The organism is Haloarcula rubra (genome assembly GCF_019599465.1).
GTDB lineage: Archaea > Halobacteriota > Halobacteria > Halobacteriales > Haloarculaceae > Haloarcula > Haloarcula rubra.
The window spans coordinates 593,056-616,502 of the sequence record NZ_RKLR01000001.1 but is presented as its reverse complement, the minus strand read 5'-3'; the positions used below and the strand labels follow the sequence as shown (position 1 = coordinate 616,502).

Sequence of the window (23,447 nt, the reverse complement as noted above, 5' to 3'; positions counted from 1 at the left end):
TTCTCGTCGGTCCTCTCCTTTGGGGACTCCATGGACCCGGACACCGTCGAGGCGTTGCGCGCCGCGAGCGAGTCGGACCCACACGTCGACGCCGACGGGCGCGTCCCGCACGGCAGCAGCGACGACCCGAACCTGCTCGACTTCAGCGCGAACACGAACCCGGCGGTGCCGACCGGGGCCGCCCGGGTGTTCAGCGCGGCCTTCGCGTCGTCGCGGTCGTACCCGGCGGACGACTACGCGGGGTTCCGGACGGCCGCCGCCGAGTTCGTCGACTGCGACCCACAGCAGGTCATCCCCACCGCGGGCGGCCTCGAAGCCATCCGGCTCGCCATCCAGACCACGGTCCGGGCCGGCGAGAGCGTCCTCGTCCCGACACCGAGTTTCGGCGAGTACGCTCGCGAGGTGCGCCTGCAGGGCGGCGAGCCGTCGTTCGTCCGCCACGACGCACTCCTCGACAGCGACCCCGCGCCCCACGCGATGGCCGTCGTCTGCAACCCGAACAACCCCACTGGCGAGAGCTACGACGCCGCGGCCCTGCGCGCGTTCGCCGACCGCTGTCGGGCGGCCGACACCACGCTGCTCGTCGACGAGGCGTTCCTCGGGTTCACCGACGAGCCGTCGCTGGCCGGCCGCGAGGGGGTCGTCGTCGCGCGCTCGCTGACCAAACTGTTCGGCCTCCCGGGCGTTCGGACGGGCTACGCCGTCGCCAGCGGGGCGGCCCGGGACCGACTGGCGACCGCCCGGCGCGCGTGGTCGATGAGCGAACCCGCGGCGGCGCTGGGCGCGCACTGCTACCGGGACGACGACTTCGTCGAACGGACACGGGAGCGGGTCGACACGGAGCGCGCACGGATGCGTGAGCGTCTCGCCACGCGCTTCGACGTGTACCCCTCCGACGCACCCTTCCTCCTGTTCGAGGTGACCGACGCGAGCGTCGACGACGTCCTCCTGACCGCCCGCGAACGCGGTATCGCGCTCCGGGACGCCCGCACTTTCCGGGGCCTCGACAGCCACGTCCGGGTGGCGGTCCGCACCCCGGCCGACGACGACCGACTGCTGGAGGCGCTGGATGTTTGAGACGACCCGCCGGGACGGCGTCGTACAGGCCCGGCGCGAGGGGGCCCGCTGGCTCTCGACGGCGTGGGACGGCGGCTACCGCGACGCCGACGCCGTCTACAACGTCACGGTGCCGACGGGGTTCGAGCGGACGGACCTGGACGCCTACCGCGCGGAGCGACTCGCCGCGGCGGGCTTTCCGTCGGGACCGACCCTGCTGACCGGCGTCGACGTGGCCCACGCGCGCTGTGCGGCGAGTGGGCCGGTCAGGGTACTGGCGACGGCGGGGCTGTCGAACCCGGCCGTGTTGCCGATGGCCCCCGACGCCACGGACGGCGACGGGGCCCGCGACTGGCGCCCGGGAACTGTCAACCTCGTGGTCGGCGCCGACCGGGCGCTCGACGACGGCGCACTCGCCACCCTGCTCGCGACGGCCGTCGAGGCGAAGGCGGCGACGCTCCTAGACGCCGCCGGGGTTCCCGGGACCACCTCCGACGCCGTCCTCGTCGGGTCGGTGCCCGCCGCCGACCGAGCGGAGTTCACCGGGAGCGCGACCGAGGTGGGGGCGGCGGCGCGGGCCTGCGTGCGCGACGCCGTCCTCGCGAGTCTCGACGCCCGCTACGACGACGGCCCGCCCGGCGTCGAGGAGGCCGAGTACGGCGTGGTCACCGACCGTCAGACCGATGTTCGCGCCCCCTGAATGGCGGGTATGAGCGACAACACCGCCGGTCCGTCCGCCGAACCCATCACACCGGAGGCACCAGCGGAGTTCGGCCTCGTGCAGGTGTGGTGGGGCGACGGCAAGGGGAAGACGACGGCGGCGCTGGGGATGGCGACCCGCGCCGTCGGCCACGGCTACCGCGTCCACCTGCTGCAGTTCATGAAGGGCGGCACCGGGACCGTCGAGGACGTCCGCGGCGAGTACAACGCCATCGCCGCCCTGCCGGGCTTCTCCTACGAGAACGCCGGCCACTACGGCTGGCACGGCTTCGTGGACGGGAGCGACGACGACGAACACGCGGCCCGCGCACAGGGCGCACTCGCTCGCGCCCGTGAGATTCTCGACGCCAGCGGCGAGGCCGACCTCTCCGAACCGCTCGACCCCGAGGGGCCGCCCGAGGACGGCGTCAACATGCTCGTCCTCGACGAGATACTGTACGCCGCCAACCGCGGTCTTGTCGACCCCGCGGACGTCGTCTCGCTCGCCGAGGACAAGCCCGAGGACGTCGAACTCGTCCTCACCGGGGGTCACGAGCGCCCGGAGTACGTCTTCGAGTACGCCGACCTCGTCACGGAAGTCGGGAAAGTGAAACACCCGCTGGACGCTGGCCACCCGGCGCGGAAGGGCACCGAGTACTGACGGTCGGACGACTACGACTCCGAGCGCAACGCCTCGAGGTGGACCCGTGCCGCCGCGACGTGGTCGTCGGCTATCTCGTCGCCCGTCTCGGCGACGTTGTCCAGCAGGTCGGCAACCGTCTCTAATCGTCGTCGCCGCACCGCCGGGTCGAGGTCCCCCTCCACCACGTCACGCGCGACAGCCTCCGCCTCGCCGAGCCACCGACTCGCGGTCCGCTCGACGGGGCGCTCGCCGGTCGCGGCGAGGTGGTCGTAGACGGCACGCACTCGGTCGTCGGACACGCTGTCGGCTTCGACCGGCGACCGGAAAAGCCCGCCGACGAACCACTCATTGTCGTGGGGGCCCGAGAGCAGGTCGATGGCCGACACCGTCCTCGTCGCCGGAACCGCTTCACACGTGGGCAAGAGTACGGTCGCGGCCGGCCTCTGTCGCCTGCTGGCCGACCGCGGCGTCTCCGTCGCGCCGTTCAAGGCCCAGAACATGAGCACGAACGCCCGCGCGACGCCCGGCGGGGAAGTCGGCGTCTCGCAGTACGTGCAGGCCCGCGCCGCCCGCGTCCCGGCGACGACGGACCACAACCCCGTGCTACTCAAACCCCGCGGCGACGGCGAGTCCCAGTTGATTCTCGACGGCGAGGCCGTCGCGAACGTCGCGGCCGGCGAGTACTACGACGGCCACTGGGAGGCCGCCCGCGACGCCGCCCGCGCGGCCCACACCCGACTCGCCGCCGCCCACGACGTCGTCGTCGCGGAGGGGGCTGGCTCCATCGCCGAAATCAACCTCCACGACCGCGACCTCGCGAACGTCGAGACGGCCCGCTTCGCCGACGCCGACGTCCTGCTCGTCGCTGACATCGAACGCGGCGGCGTGTTCGCCTCGCTCGTCGGCACCCTCGAACTCGTCCCCGACGACGTGCGCGAGCGAATCGTCGGCGCGGTCGTCACGAAGTTCCGGGGCGACCGCTCGTTGCTCGACCCCGGACTCGACGCCTTCGAGGAGCGTACCGGCGTCCCCGTACTGGGCGTCCTCCCGTACGACGACCCCGGCCTGCCGGAGGAGGACAGCGTCGCCCTGCCACCCGTCGGCGAGCGGTCGGTCCGGGGTGCCGACGACGGCGTCCCCGACGACCGGAGCGTCACCGTCGCGGTGCCGCGCCTCCCACACATCTCGAACTTCACGGACCTCCAGCCACTCGCGGCCGCCCCCGGCGTCCGGGTCGCCTACGTCCCGCTCTCGGACTCGCTCGCCGACGCCGACGCGGTGGTGCTCCCCGGGAGCAAGAACACCGTCGACGACCTGCTGGCGCTCCGCGAGGCCGGGTTCGGCGACGCCCTCGCCGCGTTCGACGGCCCAATCGTCGGCCTCTGTGGCGGCTACCAGATGCTCGGCGAGGCGATTCTGCACGCCGACGTCGAGGGGACCGGCGACGCCGACCGCGTCGAGGGGTTCGGCGTCCTCCCGGTCCGGACTACCTTCTCCGCCGAGAAGACGGTCGAACACGTCACGCGGTATCTGGACGGTGCCGGCCCGCTGGCCGGTGCCACCGGACCGGTCGAAGGGTACGAGATTCACATGGGCGACTCCGAACCGACCGCCGACGTCTCGCGGCCGTTCGACGGCGGCGGCGCGGCCACGGCCACCGCCCTCGGGACGTACCTCCACGACCTCTTCGTGAACGACGCGGCGAGAGATACCTTCGTGCGAAATGCGTTCGAGGACGCCGGTATCGAGCGGCCAGCGGGTGCGACGGCAGACCGCGCCGACCCCTACGACCGGGCCGCGGCGCTCGTCGCCGACCACGTCGACCCCGGACCGCTCCCTGTCGAGTGGTAGTTTTTTCACCGCTCTGTCCCACGAACTTTATATGCGAGCGAGCGGGCAGTACGGAGCATGGTCGAAGTGTTCGCGGTGGCCAGTGGGAAGGGCGGCACTGGCAAGACCACGAGTACGGTCGCGCTGGGGATGGCGCTCGCCGAGCGCTACGACGTGACCGTCGTCGACGCCGACACCGGGATGGCGAACCTCCTCTTTCACGCCGGCCTCTCGGACGCAGAGACGACGCTCCACGACGTACTGGCGGCGGACGCCGCCGTCGCCGACGCGACGTACGAGCGGTTCGGCATGACCGTCGTCCCCTGCGGGACGAGCCTCGACGGCTTCCGGGACGCCGACCCGGCCCGGCTACGGGAGGTGGTCGCGACGCTCGCGGCCGAGACGGACGTCATCTTGCTCGACTCGCCGCCGGCGCTCGATAGCCGGGCAGCCGTCCTGCCGGTCGTGATGGCCGACCGCATCGTGGTCGTCCTCCAGCCGACGATTCCCGCCATCTCGGACGGCCTCAAGGTGCAGGAGTACGCCACGTCCTACGGCACCGGCGTCGCCGGCCTCCTGTTCAACAAGGTTCGGGAGGACGAGCGCATCGACGACGTCGCCGAGAAGACCGAGCGCTACTTCGACGGCCCGACGCTGGCCGCCGTCCCGGAGACGGAGCGCGCCCGTGAGGCCCGTCGGGCGGGTCGGCCGCTGCTGGCTCACGCCCCCGACTGTGCGGCCGCCGCAGCGTACCACCGCGCGGCCGACGCGCTCTCGGTCGACCACGCCGAGTCCGGCGACGTCGCCGACCGCTTCCGCAGTGCGGTCATCCCGGAGACGCCATGAGACTCCCCCGCGGAACGCTCCGTAAGTCCCGCGTCGTGAGCGACCCGCGCGAGACGCTCGCGGACGTCCTCGACCGGACGGTGACCGGCTACGCGATATTCGAGTCCCAGGAGACGCTGCTGCTAGACGCCGAGGGCCGCGGCGTCGTCACCTTCGAGGACGGCGTCCCGGTGCTGGCCTACCACACCGGGACCGACCGGGGCGGTCCGCCGGCGCTGGCCGACCTCGCCGTTCCCGGCCCGTATCACGTCTCGGTGTTCGAACTGGGCCCGGACGACCTCGCCGCCGCTCACGAGGCCGACGACCTCCGGGTCCCGCCGGGGATGCCGGCCGAACGACTCGGCGGCGACCCCGCGCTGGCGGACAGTACGCGGCGTGCGGCCCCGGACGACCGGGGGCAGAAGGCGAGCGAGACGGCCGACGAGCACAGCGCCGTCGAAGCGTTCTTGGAGGACGAAGCGAAGATAACGGCGATTCGAGAGCAGGCCCGCGAAGAGGCGCGGGCCAGAGCCGACGAGTGGGACTTCTGACGCTCTCAGTCGGTCCGGACCGGAATCCACCAGACGCGCGAGCGACCGCCGACCTTCTTGCTCGTGATGTCCGTCTCCGATTCGAGACTGTGGAGTTTGTTCAGGGCGGTGCGGCGGGAACAGCCGAGTCGGTCGGCGACTTCCGACGCGGTCAGGGGTTCGGCGTAGTCGTCCCGGTCTTTGAACACCTCGATGACGTCCGATTCAGTGTACTGGACCTCACGCCCGGGCGGTGACATATACGGAAGCACGGCTGCCGGGTACTTAACTGTCGCCCGCGACGGTCAGCGCGACGGCCGACTCGGTGACCGCCGCCAGTTCGTCGCAGCATCTGGCGACGCCGATGACCGGGGTGTCCGGGACCTCAAGTATGAATGCCTGCTACAGGCGCGCCGGGCATGTACGTACAGACGCCACGGGAAACCCGGCCCCATCGCCGGGTGTTACAGGGGCTGTAACATCTATCAGAAGATAAGTATAGGATGTACCACCCCGGATACTTCGACGGGGAGAACCCCTCCACCTCAGGTGAGCGCTCACGCTGGTGTCCGTGGCGCGCTCACGATTGCGATTCCGCTTCGGCCTTCCCCCCGCCGACGTCAGTCAGGGTTGCACTCCATCGACTGACGTCTTTTCAGGAGTACAGTACGGAGAGCGGCTTCGACCGCTCGCGACGCTGTTCGAACACGCTCCTCGCCCAGTCGGCGACGTCTTCACCGCTCGTCTCTAGCACCGCTCTGACGTTGTTGTGGTCGTCGTACGCCGCCAGACAACAGCGGTTCGTCTCGTCGACGACGAGGCCGAACGTGAGCGGCTCCTCGTGGACGTATATCGATATCTGGTCGTGGTCCAGCCCGTGTTCGAGCGCGTTGCCGTACTCCTGTTCGGACTGTTCGAGCACCGTCTGGTCGATGACGAACTCGATGGACGTCCCCGCGGCCAGCAACTCCGCACCCACCTCGTTGAACGGTTGCGCGACGATGGGCGAGAGTGCGCGGACGTCGCTGCCCACTCCCCGGAACCACTCCGTGAACCGATTGACCGCAGCCAGCGGGTTCCCGTCCGACCCGGCGGTCAGGCGGCCGTTCTCGAGTGCTTCGGTCGGCAGGTCGTCCGCGATGGCGTCGAGGTGCGTAGTCAGCGGTCCGAACTCCCGCGCTCGCTCCACCTCCCCGAGGAGCGACCGGTACTGCTGGCAGACGCGCCGACCGGTCACCGTCGGGCGGTACTCGCGCTCGCGCTTCACCACCCACTGCCGTTCGCGGAACCCCGCCAGAATACGCTGAATCGTTGTCCGCGTGGCGTCGATTTCGTCACAGAGTTCGCAGGGACGTGCCGCCGACGCACACAGCGACGACAGCACGGCGTAGCGCTGTGGGGAGCCGGTGAGGAACTGGACGTCCTCGAAGTCTTCGGTGTCGGGGTCCATGCCTGTCGTTCGTACATTAGGCGCCTCCATTGTTAGTGAACCGGTCCGTTCAGTGGCTAGTGCCCCGTCGCGTCGACGACCACGGTCACGGCCGTCGTCCCTCGCTCGGTGGTCGTGGTCACGTCGACGGCGACGGCGAGGACGTGCGTGCGGTCGGTGCGGTCCTGAACGACGACGCCGCGGTCGGCGATGCAGTCCCCGAACTGTCGGGCCGGGCCGCTCGGACAGGACGCGTCGGCCCACGTGGTCGCGACGCTCGCGTTGTACGCTATCCCGGTGACCGTCCCGCGTTCGACGCGAGCGGTTTCGAGACGCGCGACCGTCGGTCGCAACTCGTCGCGGACGTGCGTGACGGCGGCGGTGCGACGCGACCACGCGTAGTCGCCCGGGACGTCTCTGCTCGCCGTCGCGACGGCCCGGTCGAGCACTCGGAGCGTATCCGTCGTCGGGTCGTCGTACTCGGCCGTCGCACGCACGTCGTCGTGGTAGCCGAGTTGCAGGTACGCGAGGACGACGGGGGCGAGCGCCACGGCGACCAGCGCCGCGGCGACGAGTACCAGTTGGCCACGCCTGCTCACGCGTACCACACCTCGATTCGGACTGTCCCGAACCCGGTCGGGACTGTCGCCGTTCCGGTCGTGAACCGCCTCGGTACTGGCGTCCCGACGGACCCGTGCGGCGTCTCGACGTGGAAGAGGACGTTCTCGGGCAGGATACGCGCGACGCGTCGTTCGAGCGCGTCCCGTTCGCGCTCGAAGGCCCGTTCGCTGGCGACGACCTCGCGTAGCCGCGTCGCCCCGTCGTGGCGCGGCGGCTCGTTCGCGAGTATCGTCGCGGTGTCCGCCGCGTAGGCCTCCAGTTGCGGAGCCCGCGTCTCCGGGGCGGGCGTCCCGAGCGCGAACCCGAGCGCGACCCCCAGAATCAGGACGGCGCCGAGCGCCACCTCGACGAGCGACAGCGGCAGTTGGGCCCTATACATCGACGGTCACCGCCAGCGTGGCTTTGGTCGTTCGCGGCGCGTTGTAGGCGACCCTGACGCTCCCGTCGGGCAACTGGCCCGCCGTCTGGAACGTGAGGCGCGTCGTCTCGTAGGCCGGCAAGCCGACGGTGAACGTCCCTCGGAGCCCACCGTCGTCGTGCAAGAGGACCCTGTCGTTGGCCCTGACCGTCCAGACGCTCGTGCCCGGTGGCGGGGTGATGGTCACCGTCGCGTTCTCGGCCCGGCGTGGGAGCGTGACCCTCCTCCCGTCGGGGTCGACCGTCGCTCGCGTCCGCCGTTCGACGAGGACGAGTCGACGGATGGTCGTCCCGCCCGTCGAGTCACCGGTGGCCGCGAGTCGACGGCCACCGAGTTCGACGGTGACGGCGTACTCCCGTGCGGGCGGCGATGCCCTACGGAGCGCCGTCGCGTCGAACGCCGCGACCCGTGACTGGTTCAGGACGTTCGCCCGGTCGGTCAGGGGACCGTCGGCGTCGACGAGTCGGTCCGCCGTGGCGGCCGCGGCCCGGCGCTCGTCCGGTGTCCGGTCCGCGCCGGCGATGGCCGACTCGGCCATCGCCAGTCCCAGCGCGGTGACGACGGTCAGGAGGACGAGTGCGATACCGACTGCCGGGAGCGTCGTCTGTGCCCGTCGCGTCGGAGGTGTCGACTCGCCTCTCAGTTCCGTTTTGCCGCTGGTGGCCCGTCGCCACGCCGTGCACCCCCTCGCCCAGAGCGGCCCGCTGTTCGTCGCCGGATTCGTGGCGCTCAGTGGCGCGTTCGTGTCGTTCGGCGCCGCGTCCTTCGCGCTGGGCGTCTGCGGGGCCGTCGCCGTGGCCCCCTCCGACGACTGACTCATGCCGCCTCCAGTCGGACCGTGACGGCCCCACCGCCACCGTCGACGGTCACCACTGTCTCCTCGCCGCTGTGCCACGTTCCGCCGAGTGACTTCACTCGGTCGGGGAGGGCTGGCTGGCCTCGGCCACCGACGTCCGCGTCGGGGTGGACGAGTACCAGTGCCTCGCCATCGGTCTGTATCTCGTAGGCCGCTCCCTCGATGGTCGCTGGCAGGTCGACGCGGTAGGTCGCGTCCACGGCCCGCGCCGACGGTGGGACGGCCTGCTCTACCCGTGCGGTCGCCTCCGCGAGCGTTCGGTCACCCAGTTCCGCACCGACGGCGCCTCGGTACGCCGGGACCGCCCCGCCGTACAGCGTCGTCGTCAGGAGCGCGACGTACAGCAACACGACGCCCGTCGAGAGCACCTTCTCGACGACGGTGCTCAGGCCGCGGTTATCCACCGGCCACCTCCGCGTGCATCTCGTGAACGACGAGGTGGAGCGTCTGTCTCCCGTCGACGTTGGCGACGACGCTCGGGACGCCGTCCCCGTCGACGTCCCTGACGCTGGTCCGTGCGCCGACTCGCCGGAAGTACCGCGCCATCGGCTCCGGGGTCGCGCTCTCGATTGCGACCGCGTAGTCGGCGCTGGCGAGTCGGTCGTGCTCGTGTGTGACGTTGGTTCGAATCCGTGCGGTCACGCCGCCGCTCCCGCTCACGGTCGCTCCGCTCTCGTTCAACGTCGGGGCGCCGACGACGAGCGTACGCTCGTCACGGGTGACCGTCACCGGTGGTGCCCGGACCTGCCACGCGTTGCCCGGCGTCCCGCGAACTATGCTACCACCTACGAAGGCAACACGGCTCGTTCCGGACGTGTACACGAGTCCGCCGACGTCGATGCGGCGCTGGACACCGCCCGGGCCGAGAATCCGGAGGTCACGCTCGACCGTCGTCAACCGTCCTTCGCTGAACCGGACGCGAACGCGGTTCCAGCCGGTTTGCTCGACCGGCCGCAGTCGTTCCTCCAGCGCGCTCGCGACGCGGGCTTCGTCGGCGGCCGCCGTCTGCCCGTCGACGACGCTGCCCACGACGGCAGTCAGACTGCCGAGCGCGACGGCGGTGATACCGAGCAAGAGAACCACGCCGACGACGTGTGACTGTGCCCGGCGACGCGCGGGTCGGTCCCCCGTGTCGGGGCTCACAGCAGGCCCACCCCCGCGAACACGACGTAGGCGGCGAGCACCAGTGCGCTGGAGTGCAACAGCGCCTCGTAGACCCCTCGGCTCGCGGTGCCGGCGAACCAGCCACAGGCGAGCATCGTCGCCTGCGTGACGACGTAGAACCGGTACCGCTCCCGGGCGGGGTCGATGACCGACGGGTCGAAGGCGACGGTCTGCCCGCTGGCGACCGACGACAGTTGCGCGAACTCCGAGAGGACGTAGACGTTGACGGCGACGGTGATACCGACGACCAGTAGTGCCGTCGTCCAGCCCACGGCGACGTACACCATCAACGCCGAGCGGAGCGACTTGCGCTGGTGGTACAACTTCCCGATTTCGGTCTGGAGTGTCTCGAAGACGTCTTCGGCGTCGCTGCCGGCGTCCAACGCGCCAACCACCAGCCCGATAGTTTGCTCCGCCATCGGCGTCCCCACTCGGTCGACGAACCGGTCGAGCGCCGCCGCCCGCCGGTCGTCGGCCGCCGCCGTCGGACTGTCGCCCAGTGAGAGCGTGAACGCGAGCGACTCCACGTTCTCGGCGAGCGCACCGAGTTGCACGTCGTCGGCCACGCGCCGGACCGACTCGGGGAACGGCCGACCCAGTGCGACGTGGCCGGCGACGGCGTGGACGAAGTCCTGCATCTCTCGGTCCTTCGCGTCGTCGCGCCGCGCACGGCGGACGGCGACGACGCCGACCGGGAGGCCCACGCCGACGTACGAGAGCAACAGGACGTTCACGGGCCGGTAGCCGAGCAGCCAGCACCCGACGGCGAGGACGCCACCGAACGGGAGACAGACCGTGAGGGCGCTGGCGGGGTTCGAGGGGACCGTCCGAAGCGTCGCCAGCACCCCACTCGGTCGCTCGTAACTCGGGGCGGCGGTGTTCCGTGGTCGTAGCGTCGTGACGACGAACGCCGCGAGCAACCCCGTGGCGAGGACGAAGGCCGCGCTCCCGTAGACGATGCCGCTGCGGACCGACACCGCACCGACGGGCGTCGGGACCGGCCGGGACAGTCCCGGTGCGAGCACGCCCATCACCGTCACGATGAGGACGACCAGCGCCGGAACCACCAGCAGGACGACGAACAGTTCCGCGAGCAGTTCGAGGTAGCCGGTCGCTCGCTCGTGCCGGCGGCTCTGTTCGTGCGAGAGCAGTCGCCCCTCCATCTCCAGATACCCTTCCAGTGCGTCCGCGCTCTGGTTCGCGTGTTCGCGGAACTTCAGGAGGAAGGGCGCGAGCAGGTCACGGGAGGGCGTCTCGCTGGCGACCCGTTCGAGGCCGGCGTCGAGACTCCCGGTCAGCGTCCCGTGGTTGAGCGCCCGGCGGAAGGCGACGGCCGTCTCGCCGTACGCCTCCTGTCGGGCGACGGCCCGGAGCATCGCCCGCCGGTCGTGGGTGCCGGACGCGAGCACCCGAAGGTACCGCACGGCGCCGGGCAGTGTCGCCGCGATGTCGGCCCGGCGCGCCGTCGCGACCCACGTGAGATAGCGGTTCCCGGCCACGAACACGAGCGACCGGAGGCCGACCCCGGTGAGGATAGCGACCGACAGCGCGACGGCGACGCGCGGGACGCTCGGGAGCGTGAGTCTGTCGAGCACGGGGAGGCTTCGACTGGCTAGCGCCACCACGCTGTCGAAGGTGCCTGGTGGCAGCGCCAGCGCCAGCGTCCCGGTCACGAACGCCCCAGCGACGAGTGCGACCCACGCGACCCCGTACACCCGCGCGACGTAGAGGTCGAACCCGGTATCGGGGTTCGCGGCCCGATACCGCTCTCTGGTGGTCGCGTGTGCCTCGTCGTCGGCGTGGTGGCCGAACAGGGCGTACAGCCCCCTGTCGACCAGTCCGAGCGTCGGGCCGTCAGTCGTCATCGCCACCGACCTCCAGATGGAGTGGCTCTGCCGTCCCCTCGGTGCGGCGGAGGCGTTCGACCGTCGCCGCCTCGTTCGTCTCCAGGTCCGCGAGGACGCCGAACAACTGCGTGAAGTCCGTGACGCCCTCGCGAACCAGATACTGGACGTAGCGGTGTCGGCGGTGGAACGTCTCCTCGACGGCCTCGACGGGTTCGTCCCGGAGCGTCGCGAGTCGGTCGAAGATGTCAGTCTCGACCTGTCGTCGGTCGTCGCCCAACTGCGGGTGGTCGTAGGCCAGTTCGAACGTGCCGTCCCGACGGCGACGGCAGACCGTGTTGTAGTGAATCGTCTCGCCGTCCTTCTCGATGGTCGCACAGCCGTCGTGCACCGGGTCGTCGACGAACTCGACCACCTCGCCGACGTAACGGTCGCCGCCGACGTGGCGTGGGAAGACGACGACGTCTATCTCCGCCAACAGGTAGGTCGGGACGCCCTTCTCGATGACGCGGTTGACGAGCGTCTCGATGTCAGCGGCGTGGGTGGTACCGAGGACGCCGTGGCCGGTGTTGAGCGTCTCCGCGAACGTCTCGAACGACGCCGGGGTGTTTATCTCGGCGATGACCTCGACGTCGGGGTTCAGGTAGTTGCACTGGGTCATGAGGTCGGCCATCGTCACGCGCCGGTGGTCTCGCTCGTGGTCGCGGGTCGTCAGCGACACGCCCGTCTCGTGTGGAATCCGCACCTCGCGGGACCCCTCGTCGATGCTGATGGGACGGTCCCGGTACGGGATGAACGGCATGTGGGCGTTCAGGAGCGTCGTCTTGCCGGCCCCGGTCGGCCCGGAGAAGAGGACGACGCCGTGGGACTCGTACAGCATCCAGAGTAGTGCGACCAGTTCCGTCGGCAGCGAGTCTCGTTCGACGAGGTCGACCGGCGTCATCGCGTCGGTGGACTGCTTTCGAATCGAGATGTGGGGGCCGTCCTCGCTGATGGTCGGGAGCGCCACCGCACACCGGATGGTCTCCTCGCTGTCGTGGACGCCGCCGTCGGGGTCGATGTTCACCTTCGCGCTCGGGTTCGAGGCGTTGAGTTCCGTGCCGTCGTCGGCCGCGAGTTGCGTGACGACGTTGACGAACGCGCTCTCGGAGTCGAACGAGAGGTTTGTCGGGACGCGGCCGTCGTGGCCGAGGTCGGTGCGTGGGAGGACCTTCACCCGTTCGCCGACGCGGTTGGCCTCGATGTCCTCGAGCGTGTGGTCCCGGATGGGGACGGTGAGTTTCCCGTGGCCCACCAGATCGCGCAGGACGTAGTACAGTAGGTCGTCCAGTCGGTCGTCGGCGAAGCGCCGGTCGACGGGTGGGACCGCGAGGTCCAGTTCGGCGAGTGCCGCACGGACACGATACCGAGCGGCGTCCAGCCACTCGGTCGTGTTGCGCACCGTCAACTGTCGGGCCAGCAGCGACCGGGCACGCTCGCGGACGAACCCGACGCTGTCCTCGACGAGGCCGTCGACGTTCGTCTCCCAGACGCGCTCTTTGCACGCCTCGATGAGTTCCTCGTCGCCGGGGAGCAGGTCCGGTTCCCGGACGGCGTACTTCGTCGTGAACGGGTCGCTCCCGAGCAGATGTTCGCGGTAGACGACGACGGGCACCTCGAACTCGTGGAACCGGACCGTGTGGCGGCCGACCCGTTCGCTGGCGAAGCGGCCGATGTAGTCCGGGTCGGCCCCGAGGTCGGTGTCGACCGGCGCGTAGTCCTCGGTGTGGACCACGACGCCGTCGTCGGTGACGTCGGCGACGTCGATGCGGTCGTCCAGCGCGTACGGCGTCAACTCGCCGAGACACGCCAGCGAGCACAGCGCGTGGTAGGCGACCCGGCGCCGGACCGCCGGCGAACAGTCGACCAGTCGGTCGATGACGCGGCGGTGTTTCGGGTCGAACCCACTGTCCATCCGTTCGATGGCGCCTTCGCGTGTGCGTGGCCGCTCGATGTTCGCGCCGTCGAAGTACGACTCGACGGTGGCCAGCGTCTCGGCCCCGGCCGGCCCGAGGACGGGGTCCCGGACTTCGTACCTGAAGCCGTCCGCCCGGCGGACGGTGACGACGACGCCCGGATAAATCTCGTCCTGTTCGCGGACGTCCGGCGCGTACCACGCGTCGGCGTCGTCCGGCGGTACCGGTGCGGGAACTGCTGCCGTTCCACCCTGTCTCCCCACTCCGCTCATTACTACAGTGTGGTTTTCTTTTCGTACTTAAATCACAGCATATAATCTTGCATTTCAGCCGTGAAGATGTGGACAAATACCGCGTAGGGCAAGCCGGATTCGGGCGGCCGCCGGGCGTTCAATGCGTCACTGGTGCCCTCTGTGCGCGAGAGGGTCCGTAGTGGGCGGATGGACGCGAGACGGTCGGTGACGTCGGCGGCAGTGTCGGTCTGTTCGATGGTGGTCTCGACCGGCCTGCCGACGCCGGCGCTGACGACCAGTTTCGTCGGCGGCACAAAGCGTTTGTCGCTGCGCTAACTGGACTCAGCCATGCCCTCCCGTAGACGAATTCTCACTGCCCTCTCCAGCGGTGCCGCCGCGGCCCTCGCCGGGTGCCAGTTCGATACCGACGCCGCCCCGCCACCCACCGTCGACGGCGACGACGGCCGTACTGTTGAGGACTACGAGGCGAAACACGTCCGGAACACCGACGGTGCGGTCCTGTACACCCGCCGAGACACGATTCCCACCGAGACCGACGACGCGGAGCGCGCCCTCCGCGGCAGCGACCACCTTGTCACCCGAGCGTCGTTCGAGGAGGCGACGTTCGGGTCCGTCCCCGAAGCCCGTGAGTTACGCTCGTTCGTGGGCGAGACGGATTTCGAGACCCACGCCGTCTACCTGTTCACGACGGCGGTCGACGCCTGTCACGAGATTCGCATTACGTCGATGCAACAGGACCGGGACGGCGACCCACACGGCCACTTCTGTCAGGCGCGGCGGCCGGCCGACGTCGCCTGTTCGACCGACGATACGGACTCGGTCGGTATCGCTATCAGATTCCCGTTCACCGGGGAGCAGACGTCGGGCCACGGCACCGGGATGTCCAGTCACTGCCGGGGACCCGACGAACCGGTCCCGTTCACGGCCGACGTCGTCGCCCGCAACGGGAGTGATGGCTCGTGAGACGGCGCGACCTGCTGGCGGCCTGTGGAGTCGGGCTGACCGGACTGGCGGGCTGTTCGTCGCCACCGTGGACCAGCGAGGACGGCCCGAACGTGGATACGGCGGCGCTGGCCGCGAACCTCGACCTGGTGGCGTTCCCGGCGACACCGTTCCCCGGCGACGCCCTCGACGCCTGTGCGACGCGCCACCGCGAGCGCGCCGAGATGTTGCTCGACCGGATACCGTCGGACCCCGAGATACCGAACGAGGCGGTCCGGCAGGAACTCGACCACGTCCGACCCGACCCCGAGGAGCGGCCCTCCGAGTCCCCGCCGGACGGCGAGTGGGCGCTGGACTGGCTCGAGGACTGGCGGCGCTACCGAGCGGACGCGGCGACGGCCGAGGCCGCCTACAGGGCGGCGACGGGCGCCGACGACGCGGCCGCCCTCGCAACCCGTCGACGCGAGGTTCGCGATACCATCGGCGACCTGTGGGCGGCCCAGACCTACCGTGCCGGGGACCCGCTCACGGCGGCCGTCGCTCACGCACCGCTCGAAGGGCTCGTCGAGTCTGCGCGTGGGTTCGTCCGGCCGCAAGCGGCGTACCCGTCGGACCCGGTCGCGGACCCGTTCGGAGCCGGTGAGGCCGTCCAGGCCGTCGAGCGAGCCGACGCGGCCATCGCCGACGTGACGCGGCTCCGTGACGCCGTCATCGGTGCCGACACGACGTCCCACGCCGGGGCGCTCGGGGGCGCTGCACGTCGACTCAGGTGGTCGCTCTCGGAGACGACCGACGGACTCGACCCGTACGTCGACGACTGGGAGGACGCGTTCGGCCGCGAACTGAGCGGCGCCGACCGAGAGCTCTTCGTCGAGTCGACCCGGTTGTTTCGGTATCTCCGGGAGGAGGTCCGCGAGTTACACGACGACGACCAGTACGCGCTGGCCGTCGTCGAGACGGGCCGCGCGCTCGTAGCGGCCGAAGTCCTCCGGGCCATCGTCACGGGTGTCAGAAACCGCGAGTACCCCGAGGAGGTGACCGCGTCGCTCGTTCGGGAGGCCGCAATGGACGCCGAGCGGGCGCTCCAGACCGCGGTGGACCAGTCGCAGTCACCGTTGACCGGCGCCCTCCTGCAACCGGCGCTGTACAGACAGCGCGGCACGATTCAGGAGATGCAGGAGGGGTATCAGGACGGTCCCGAGGCGTACGCGGCGTTCACGCGCACCGCGATGTACGCACGGGGCGTCCCGGAAGCGACGTCGTTCGTCGCCGCCCGTCTCGACGAGGCCGCCGGTGCCGGGGACGGGTGAGGCCCCCCGGCGACGGTGCCGGACTCCTCGCCGGGTCGACGCCCTCAGTCGTCGGTCGCCGACGGCGACTGCTCGGACGCGACGGTCCAGCGGTCCTCCAGCGACGCCATGATGTCGGTCCAGCCGCCGTACTCCAGTTCGGACGTCTCGACGGTGCCCGGGCCGAAGGCGCCCTGTCGCTCGCGGAACTCGCGGAAGCGCGTCGCGGCGTCCTCCCTGACCGAGTCCCAGAACGAGGCGTCGAAGGGGTACACCGGCTCGGAGAACTCGCCGTCGTTCAGGACCATCCCGATGGCCTTCACCAGCGGCGGGCCGTCGAAGTAGGATGGGATCTCGCCGGCGCCGCTCTCGATGGGGTAGAACACGCCGTGGTGGGACCCGCGCATCGCCCCAGCGACGAACGGCGGCGTGGCGTACGGCTGGAGCACCTCGCCGGGCGACGGGAAGTCCGCCTGCGTCCGGACGAGCGCGACGGGGTCGTCCTTGCCGACGTACTCGCCCGCGACGTTCCTGAGCTTCTGCGTCGAGACGGCGGCTACCTCTGCGCCCGTCGCGCGCGAGTAGATCTTCTCGATGCCGAACCGATGCGGTTCCATCAGCAGCGCCGTGAGGTCCCAGCCGTCCTCGGGGACGTCTAGCTGGATGCGTCGCTCGCCGTCGTCGGTGTGTTCCAGGTCCATCACCTGGAAAGTGAACCCCTCGTGAATCGTGTCCTTGAGCAGCAACCCGGTCGTGTACCGCGGGTCCGCGAAGGCGGTGTACAGCGGCTGGTTGAACGCCCCGGGCTCGGTCTTGTCGGCCCCGAACACGAGGAACGGTTCCGCTTCCCGTTCCTCGAAAGTGAGTTCGCACACGCCGGGGCCGAGGCCACGGACGTTGCCGGCGAAGGCGTCTTCGAGGAGGTCCTGTCCCGCGCCGTAGAGGCCCTGCTCTTTGGCGACTTCGGTGCCGGCCTCGAACGCGTCCCACGCGAGGCGGTGGACCTCGTCGTCGTCCTCCCCGCGCGTGTGGCTCATCACGATGTCGACGTCGTCGCCGACGGTGAACACGAAGTAGTCGTCCAGGAACGCCCCCTCGTCCGCCAACACGTCTTCGACCGCGGCGACCAGTTCGGGCGTCGGCCGCAAGTGGCCCGCGTTGCTCCCGACGTCAGCCTTGATGACGGATACGGTTCGCATGGTGTACCTCATCCGAAACCACGGCCGTGACGCACAAAAGTATAATCAAGTTAACATTAACTACGGACTCAGTTGCAACTTCGGCACACGGCGTCCGGCGTGCAGACGCCCGACAATCCCCCACTGTCTTTCTGCGAGGAGAGAATACCGCCGTTTACGGCGGGGAGGATGTCACCTCGGCCCGATGTCCGGATACGACTGACGCTGCCCGGTGGAGTTCCGTGCGACCAGTTGGGCCGTCGCCGTTCGCGTTCCGCCGTCGCTGTTGGTCCGTTCGTCGTAGTGCAACACGGTCAGTCCGAGTCCCGCCCGGAGCAGTTCGTTGGCCGCGAACCGGTAGCGGTCGGTACTCGGACCGCCGTCGACGTCGTCGGTCGTCCGCAGGTGGTGCTGGACGAACAGACAGCCGCCCTCGACCAGCGAATCGACGACGTCGGGCAGGCGGTCCACGACGCGGTAGAAGCTGACGGTCACGACGGCGTAGGTCGCCTCGGGGAACGTGTACGTCGGGATGTCCGCTTGGATGGGCGAGACGCGGTCGGCGACACCGGCCGCGCGTGCGTTCCGCCTCGTAATCGTCAGCCCCTCGCGGGACTGGTCGACGGCGTCGACGTGGTACCCCGCCTCGGCCAGTCGGACCGCGTTCCGGCCGGTGCCGGTGGCCACGTCCAGCGCCCGGCCGTCGGGGAACGTGGGCAGGTAGCGCTCGAGTACTGGGTGCGGGTCGGGGTCGGTCGGATACTCGCCGCGGCGGAACCGTTCGTCCCAGGTGGGCATGGTGGCCGTACGGGGGGCCGGGTGATGTGGGTGTGGGTCGTCTCCTCGGCCATCGTGGACGGTCCTCGACCATGCCACTCGGTCCAGACGCCTCGACGCGCCGACTATCGGCCGACCGGAGCGCTGGGGCGGCGGGGCCGTCGCGACTGTCTCGGGTCGGTGCCCTAGCCGCCAGACCGAAGTGTGTCAACAACTAACACTCACGTGCGGTATGCCTCCCCGCATCACCCGGACGGACAGGTCGGCGTTCGAACGCGTCCGGGACGCGATTCTCAATCGCGGCGACCCGGACGAGGACGAGTCACCGACGGGGCCCGGCGCCCCCACACCGGGATAGCCGCAGTCGGGCCCTCCCGTCGGTTTTTCAGGACACTGGCTAGCCCAGTCACTCGGCCGTCTCGTCTAACTCGCGCGTGTAGACGGCCTCGTCGTACGGGTCGCCACCGATGGTGACGGTCCGGGTCGCCGTCTGCTCGAAGCCCAGTTTCCGGAAGAACTCCCGACTGGCGTCGTTGTCGGCCAGGTCCAGCGCGCGGACGCGCTCGACGCCTTGCTCGGCGAAAATCTCTCGCAGGCGCTCGTAGAGCCGCGTGCCGACCCGCTTTCGGTGCCGCGTGGGGTCGACGTACAGCCGGAGGACGGTACCGACCGGCCCGTAAGCGACTCCCTGTGCGAACCCGACGACCTGTTCGTCGTCGCGGGCGACGAGCATCGTCGCTTCGACGTCGAGGTCGCTGACCGGGATGTCCTCGGCCCAGCCGTGGAGTGCGCTGCCGACCGGCCCGGCGTACCACTCCTCGATGGTCGCGTCGATGACGTCGGGGTCGAGGGCGTCGTAGGCGTCGTGCCACGCGCGACGGGCGACTCTGCGGATGCCCTCGGCGTCGGAGTCGAGCGCGTGGCGAATCTGAATCATCGTCGCCGGTCCGTCGGGGCCGCCGCGGCCACGGCGCGCTGTGCTCGGCTCACTGTTGGGTGCACCTGAGGGACGCCTCCAACCTAAGCCCACCCCTTCAGCCGGTCGCTCGCGGGCCACCGAACGGCCTCGCCCGCCGCAATGCTTTCGTGTGCCTGCACAACGCTGTGGGCGCGGCGGGCCGAACGGACGACCACGGACTGCCGGGTGACCCGGGCGACGCCGACAGCGGCGGTCGGACGACGCCAGCGCACTCCGGCGACGCCCAGAGACTCACACATGCACGACACCGACAGACCCCACGGTAGCCCGACGAGCCAGAGCCGTCTCGGCTGGTGGCTCCTCGTCGTCGGCCTCGCCGGCGTCCTCGCGTTCGCTGCCACACACGTCACCGCGATGCTGGTCCTCGGGGTGTTCGGCTACTACGCGACGCGGCCGATATGCGACCGTATCGGGGCCGTCGTCGACAGTGACCGGGTCGCGGCGACGGTCACGGTGCTGGTCGTCCTCGTCCCGACGTTGCTGGTGCTGGTCTCGCTGGTCGCCCAGACCCTGCGACGGCTCCAGCGCCTGCTGAACGGCCCCGGCGTCGGCCGACTCGCCGGGACGCTGGAGACGGTCGAGGCGCTCTCCGCGGCCCAGCGAACCCAACTGCGGACGCTGGTCACCGACCCGCTGTCGGTCCTCGGCGGACAGAACGGGGCGCTCCTGTCGAACGGCGACGTCCTGCTGGGGGCGATACAGGGCGTGTTCGGGACGGTGATGACGCTCGCGCTCGCAGTGACTCTCTCCTACGCCCTGCTCTCGCGGGACGCGGGGCTCCGGGACGCCTTCGTCGAACTCGTCGGCGGGGTGGAGACGACGGCGTACGCCTACGCCGCGGCCGTCGACGAGGACCTCGAATCGGTGTTCTTCGGCAACTTCCTCTTTGCCGTCATCATGGCCGTCGTCGCGGTGGCCACCTACTGGACGACGAACCTCCTCGCGCCCGACGGGCTGGCGGTGCCGATGGTCCTGACGCTCGGCCTCCTGACCGGGGCGGCGAGCCTCGTCCCGGTCGTCGTCGGCAAACTCGTCTACGTGCCGGTCGTCGCGAGCCTTGCGGTGCAGGCCCTCACCGGCCCCGGCGAACTGCCGTTCGTCGGCGCCGTCGCCCTCGTGTACGTCCTCGTCCTCGACTTGCTTCCGCAGGCACTCGTCCAGCCGTACGTCTCGAGTCGTCGGCTGGACATGCTCGCCCTCCTGTTCGCCTATCTGGTCGGTCCCGTCGTGTTCGGCTGGTACGGGTTCTTCCTCCTGCCCATCGTGTTCGTCCTCGCCCTCGAAGCGGTACGGCTGGTCCTGCCGGAACTGCTCGACGGGGAGCGGCCGCTGCCGTCCGTCTCTCTCGACACCGACTCCGGAACGGACCCACAGGACGAGCGGGACGACGTCCCCGACGCCACGGCGCCACAGTCCGATAGCGACGGCACCGCGGTTTCGGATGGGGGGACGACCGACGGTGATCCGTCGACAGGATAGCGTCGGTCTGTCCGACCGAGGCCGTCGCACACCGGTCCGCTACAGATACGCCGGGTCCCAGTCGTCCGGCCGGTGGGTGTTCCCGCAGTCGTCGCACTCCAGCCGGTCGAGGCCGTCGCCGGTCACGTCGGTCGAGCCACACTGCGAACAGACGAACCCGACTGGCGTCTCGTCCGCGCCGCCGAGCGGATAGAACGGCGCCTGTGTCCCGGCCCGTTCGGCCTCGTGCCTGACCGGCACCGGGTCGCCGTCGACGACCACCTCGTCCCCGACGCTGACGCTCGGTTCGGCGGCGTCCTGTGTCCCTCCCTCGGGCGCGAAGGTCGCCACGTCGAACCGCTCGCCGCCCAGTTCCTCCGTCTGGCTCTCGACGCGGGAGAGACCGAACTGGTCGAGGAACTGTTCGGCCTCGTTCGCGCTCTCGAGGACCCGAGCGGTGAATCGGGGCGACTGTGTCGGCTGCTCGTCTCGGACGCGTTCGACCAGCGCCGTCCCGACGCCCTGTCTCCGGGCGTCCGGGTGAACGTGCAACCACCGGAGCGTCCCGTCGGCGTCGAGTTCGGCGACCCCGGCCGCGTCGACGTCGTCCCGAGCGGTCCCGGCGTCGGTCGCGACGAACAGGCGCTCGTCGCTCCCGTCGATGCGTGCCGTGAGTTCCTCGGGTACGAACTCGGCGTCGACAATCGCCGTTATCTCCTGTGGGCTGAGCGCGTACGAGGCCCGGAACGACCGCCGAGCGGTCGTCTCGATGTCTTCGCTGTCGCTGTCGGTCGCAGGACGGACGTTCATGCCCGCCGGTTGCCGCTGCCGAGGAAAAATCCGGGTGCTTGCACAGGCAAGCTAGCGGGCCGTCGGGCAGTCACGCCGACGACGGCCGGGTCGACGGTCGACGCGCCGTCGGTCAGTCTTCGAGCGCTTTGACGACGTGTTCGCTCGACGCCGCACAGGCGGGACACCGCCCCGGTAGCCCGTCGTCCAGTTCGCCCATCTCGCCACACTCCTCACACCGCCACATCAGGTAACCCTCGCCGAACTCCTGTCCGGGGAGTTCCTCGTCGGCGTCGAACGACTCTTCGGCCGTGTGTACCCCGTCGATCGTGTCGACGGCGAATCCATCCGCGGTCGATTCGCAGACAGTGCCGACTATCTGCCCGTCCTCGTCGTACACCGTCTCGCCCGATTCGATTTCGGTCGCCGTCTGAGCGTCTGTCACGTCGGCCACTCCGTGCGGCACCGACGCCTGTCTGTTGCATGGGTATGCAACGTCCGCCTGCAGAGAGCCGTCTCCACCTACCGGGCAGACCGTTCCCACGCGCTGTGCCGACGGCCGGAGCCTGTGTATTCCCCGTCACGAACGGTCCACCGCCTCAATCACGTCGTTGGCCGTCAGCGGCCGCACGGGGTCCGACCGGTCGTCGCCTCGCCCGCATCTGAGAGTTACACGCGTGTGTACTGTCTCTCGGTGTACGACTTTCGCCGGCCTGCGTCCCGGGACGACATTTATCTCGCCGCCGTCTGAAGGTCGTACGATGGGAACGCTTAGCACGGACCAGCGCGAGTTCGCCGAGCGCGCCGAGTCGGTCGCCGCCGAGTTCGCCGACGACGCATACACGTGGGACGGCGACCCGCCGTGGGCCAACCTCCGCCGACTGGCCGAGGCGGACCTCTACTGTCCGTCGATATCGGAAGAATACGGCGGACAGGGGCGCTCCGACGTCGCCGCGATGCTCCTGACCGAGGCGGTCGGTCGCGAGTGTCCGGACACGGGGTGGTTCACCTACATGCAGAGCATGGTCGGGCCCCGGGCCATCGACCTGTTCGGGTCCGAGGCGGTCAAGGAGGCGTACCTTCCCGACGTGACTGCGGGCGAGAGTTTCGTCTCCATCGCCATCTCGGAACCCGAGGCCGGGTCCGACGTGGCGTCGATGACGACGGCCGTCACGGAGGAGGACAGCCAGTTGGTCTGCAACGGCGAGAAGACGTGGGTCGGCGGCGTCCCCTTCGGCGACGCCGCGGTGACGTGGGTCCGGTTCCCGGAGGGGCTGGGTTCGGTGGTCCTCCCGTACGACGACCCCGGCGTCGAAATCGAGACCGTGTACACGAACATGGCCGGCTACGCCCAGACGCACTTCACCATCGACGACGTGGTCGTCCCGGAGAGCCACGTCCTCACGCGGGGCGAAGACGCGTTCAAAGAACAGCTGGTCGCGCTCAACTGGGAGCGACTGGGTAGTTCGGTCCTGACGGTGGCGTGGGCCGAGGCGGCGCTGGAACGGGCGCTGGCGTACGCGAGCGAGCGCGAGCAGTTCGGCCAGCCCATCGGCGACTTTCAGGGCATCGAGTGGAAACTCGCAGAGATGTACCGACAGGTCGAGACGGCCGCCGCGCTGGTGTACCAGTCCGCTGCGGGCGCCGTGGGACAGGACCGACCGCCGTCCCGCCTCCGCACGTCGACGGCGAAGCTCCACTGCTCGCGGATGGTCGAGGCCGTCGTCAGCGAGGCGGTCCAGATAGTCGGCGCGCGGGCCTACCAGCAGGGCCACCCGCTCGAGTACCTCTATCGGCTGGCCCGGGGCCGGCGCATCGCCGCCGGCACCGACGAGATGCAGTTGAACACCGTCGCGCGGGCGCTGAAAGACGACGGCCTCCCGACCGTCTCGGAACGGTAGCCGCGCTCTG

At 70.0% G+C, this 23,447-nt stretch carries 27 protein-coding genes; 11 read left to right on the top strand and 16 right to left on the bottom strand.

From position 1 onward, the window contains the following. The first annotated feature begins 30 nt into the window (after positions 1–30). From cobD to EGH21_RS03305, 3 genes are read left to right on the top strand one after another with little or no spacing between them, the layout of a single operon-like run. A complete protein-coding gene (cobD, locus tag EGH21_RS03315; RefSeq protein ID WP_220617039.1) occupies positions 31–1,077 on the top strand; it encodes a threonine-phosphate decarboxylase CobD in 1,047 nt (348 codons plus the stop codon). After that, on the top strand, positions 1,070–1,756 hold the full coding sequence (locus EGH21_RS03310) for an adenosylcobinamide amidohydrolase (RefSeq protein WP_220617038.1): 687 nt from the start codon (positions 1,070–1,072) through the stop codon (positions 1,754–1,756). Before cobD ends, EGH21_RS03310 begins: the two co-directional genes overlap by 8 nt. A gap of 9 nt (positions 1,757–1,765) precedes the next feature. After that, positions 1,766–2,416 (top strand): cob(I)yrinic acid a,c-diamide adenosyltransferase, encoded by a 651-nt coding sequence (locus EGH21_RS03305; RefSeq protein ID WP_220617037.1) that lies wholly within the window; start codon positions 1,766–1,768, stop codon positions 2,414–2,416. Positions 2,417–2,427: 11 nt separating this feature from the next. On the opposite strand, the gene EGH21_RS03300 is transcribed toward EGH21_RS03305, so the two are convergent. Next, on the bottom strand, positions 2,428–2,784 hold the full coding sequence (locus EGH21_RS03300) for a DUF8152 family protein (RefSeq protein WP_328765188.1): 357 nt from the start codon (positions 2,782–2,784) through the stop codon (positions 2,428–2,430). Here EGH21_RS03300 and EGH21_RS03295 point away from each other — a divergent pair. Genes EGH21_RS03295 through EGH21_RS03285 form a run of 3 tightly spaced genes read left to right on the top strand, consistent with a single transcriptional unit; the run spans position 2,774 to position 5,604 of the window. Next, entirely contained in the window at positions 2,774–4,249 is a 1,476-nt protein-coding gene (locus EGH21_RS03295) for a cobyric acid synthase (protein ID WP_220617036.1), read from the top strand. The genes EGH21_RS03300 and EGH21_RS03295 overlap by 11 nt on opposite strands. Positions 4,250–4,306: 57 nt before the next feature. Then, positions 4,307–5,074, top strand: coding sequence for a nucleotide-binding protein (locus tag EGH21_RS03290; protein WP_220617035.1), 768 nt, complete (start codon positions 4,307–4,309; stop codon positions 5,072–5,074). Beyond that, positions 5,071–5,604 (top strand): DUF8054 family protein, encoded by a 534-nt coding sequence (locus EGH21_RS03285; protein WP_220617034.1) that lies wholly within the window; start codon positions 5,071–5,073, stop codon positions 5,602–5,604. The genes EGH21_RS03290 and EGH21_RS03285 overlap by 4 nt, the downstream gene beginning before the upstream one ends. Positions 5,605–5,609: 5 nt before the next feature. On the opposite strand, the gene EGH21_RS03280 is transcribed toward EGH21_RS03285, so the two are convergent. The 10 genes from EGH21_RS03280 to EGH21_RS03235 all read right to left on the bottom strand — a co-directional run bounded on the left by EGH21_RS03280 (position 5,610) and on the right by EGH21_RS03235 (position 14,417). Continuing rightward, positions 5,610–5,843, bottom strand: a complete 234-nt coding sequence (locus EGH21_RS03280; RefSeq protein WP_220617033.1) for an HTH domain-containing protein — start codon at positions 5,841–5,843, stop codon at positions 5,610–5,612. A 395-nt stretch (positions 5,844–6,238) separates the two neighbouring features. Next, complete coding sequence (locus tag EGH21_RS03275; RefSeq protein WP_220617032.1) at positions 6,239–7,033, bottom strand: helix-turn-helix transcriptional regulator; 795 nt, start codon at positions 7,031–7,033, stop codon at positions 6,239–6,241. Positions 7,034–7,089: 56 nt separating this feature from the next. Continuing rightward, entirely contained in the window at positions 7,090–7,611 is a 522-nt protein-coding gene (locus EGH21_RS03270; protein WP_220617031.1) for a DUF7261 family protein, read from the bottom strand. Continuing rightward, entirely contained in the window at positions 7,608–8,012 is a 405-nt protein-coding gene (locus EGH21_RS03265; protein ID WP_220617030.1) for a DUF7262 family protein, read from the bottom strand. Before EGH21_RS03265 ends, EGH21_RS03270 begins: the two co-directional genes overlap by 4 nt. Continuing rightward, complete coding sequence (locus EGH21_RS03260; protein ID WP_236035367.1) at positions 8,005–8,871, bottom strand: DUF7263 family protein; 867 nt, start codon at positions 8,869–8,871, stop codon at positions 8,005–8,007. Before EGH21_RS03260 ends, EGH21_RS03265 begins: the two co-directional genes overlap by 8 nt. Then, entirely contained in the window at positions 8,868–9,311 is a 444-nt protein-coding gene (locus EGH21_RS03255; protein ID WP_220617029.1) for a DUF7266 family protein, read from the bottom strand. The genes EGH21_RS03260 and EGH21_RS03255 overlap by 4 nt, the downstream gene beginning before the upstream one ends. Then, on the bottom strand, positions 9,304–10,050 hold the full coding sequence (locus EGH21_RS03250) for a DUF7289 family protein (protein WP_328765183.1): 747 nt from the start codon (positions 10,048–10,050) through the stop codon (positions 9,304–9,306). Before EGH21_RS03250 ends, EGH21_RS03255 begins: the two co-directional genes overlap by 8 nt. Continuing rightward, entirely contained in the window at positions 10,047–11,936 is a 1,890-nt protein-coding gene (locus EGH21_RS03245) for a type II secretion system F family protein (protein ID WP_220617028.1), read from the bottom strand. Before EGH21_RS03245 ends, EGH21_RS03250 begins: the two co-directional genes overlap by 4 nt. Continuing rightward, a complete protein-coding gene (locus tag EGH21_RS03240; protein WP_220617027.1) occupies positions 11,926–14,142 on the bottom strand; it encodes a type II/IV secretion system ATPase subunit in 2,217 nt (738 codons plus the stop codon). The genes EGH21_RS03245 and EGH21_RS03240 overlap by 11 nt, the downstream gene beginning before the upstream one ends. 32 nt (positions 14,143–14,174) lie before the next feature. Beyond that, positions 14,175–14,417, bottom strand: coding sequence for a hypothetical protein (locus EGH21_RS03235; RefSeq protein ID WP_220617026.1), 243 nt, complete (start codon positions 14,415–14,417; stop codon positions 14,175–14,177). Positions 14,418–14,451: 34 nt separating this feature from the next. Here EGH21_RS03235 and EGH21_RS03230 point away from each other — a divergent pair, with 34 nt between their 5' ends. Then, positions 14,452–15,087, top strand: a complete 636-nt coding sequence (locus tag EGH21_RS03230) for a hypothetical protein (protein WP_220617025.1) — start codon at positions 14,452–14,454, stop codon at positions 15,085–15,087. After that, on the top strand, positions 15,084–16,376 hold the full coding sequence (locus tag EGH21_RS03225) for a hypothetical protein (protein WP_220617024.1): 1,293 nt from the start codon (positions 15,084–15,086) through the stop codon (positions 16,374–16,376). The genes EGH21_RS03230 and EGH21_RS03225 overlap by 4 nt, the downstream gene beginning before the upstream one ends. A gap of 44 nt (positions 16,377–16,420) precedes the next feature. On the opposite strand, the gene EGH21_RS03220 is transcribed toward EGH21_RS03225, so the two are convergent. Continuing rightward, positions 16,421–17,554: a fructose 1,6-bisphosphatase gene (locus EGH21_RS03220; RefSeq protein WP_220617023.1), complete on the bottom strand. Its 1,134-nt coding sequence runs from the start codon at positions 17,552–17,554 to the stop codon at positions 16,421–16,423. A gap of 171 nt (positions 17,555–17,725) precedes the next feature. Beyond that, positions 17,726–18,331 carry a class I SAM-dependent methyltransferase gene (locus EGH21_RS03215; protein WP_220617022.1) on the bottom strand — a complete coding sequence of 202 codons (606 nt, stop codon included), beginning with the start codon at positions 18,329–18,331 and terminating at the stop codon, positions 17,726–17,728. 211 nt (positions 18,332–18,542) lie between these two features. Here EGH21_RS03215 and EGH21_RS24365 point away from each other — a divergent pair, with 211 nt between their 5' ends. Further along, a complete protein-coding gene (locus tag EGH21_RS24365) occupies positions 18,543–18,668 on the top strand; it encodes a hypothetical protein (protein WP_268899038.1) in 126 nt (41 codons plus the stop codon). Positions 18,669–18,716: 48 nt separating this feature from the next. Here the strand turns inward: EGH21_RS24365 and EGH21_RS03210 are convergent, their stop codons facing one another. Next, positions 18,717–19,247, bottom strand: coding sequence for a GNAT family N-acetyltransferase (locus EGH21_RS03210; protein ID WP_220617021.1), 531 nt, complete (start codon positions 19,245–19,247; stop codon positions 18,717–18,719). A 279-nt stretch (positions 19,248–19,526) separates the two neighbouring features. On the opposite strand from EGH21_RS03210, the gene EGH21_RS03205 reads away from it, so the two are divergent. After that, entirely contained in the window at positions 19,527–20,768 is a 1,242-nt protein-coding gene (locus EGH21_RS03205) for an AI-2E family transporter (RefSeq protein ID WP_220617020.1), read from the top strand. A gap of 39 nt (positions 20,769–20,807) precedes the next feature. Here EGH21_RS03205 and EGH21_RS03200 read toward each other — a convergent pair whose 3' ends face one another. Together EGH21_RS03200 and EGH21_RS03195 are read right to left on the bottom strand one after the other, a co-directional pair. Further along, positions 20,808–21,557 carry a GNAT family N-acetyltransferase gene (locus EGH21_RS03200; RefSeq protein ID WP_220617019.1) on the bottom strand — a complete coding sequence of 250 codons (750 nt, stop codon included), beginning with the start codon at positions 21,555–21,557 and terminating at the stop codon, positions 20,808–20,810. A gap of 112 nt (positions 21,558–21,669) precedes the next feature. Continuing rightward, complete coding sequence (locus EGH21_RS03195) at positions 21,670–21,981, bottom strand: DUF7130 family rubredoxin-like protein (RefSeq protein ID WP_220617018.1); 312 nt, start codon at positions 21,979–21,981, stop codon at positions 21,670–21,672. 316 nt (positions 21,982–22,297) lie between these two features. Here EGH21_RS03195 and EGH21_RS03190 point away from each other — a divergent pair, with 316 nt between their 5' ends. Further along, entirely contained in the window at positions 22,298–23,437 is a 1,140-nt protein-coding gene (locus tag EGH21_RS03190; protein ID WP_220617017.1) for an acyl-CoA dehydrogenase family protein, read from the top strand. The last annotated feature ends 10 nt before the right edge of the window (positions 23,438–23,447 follow it).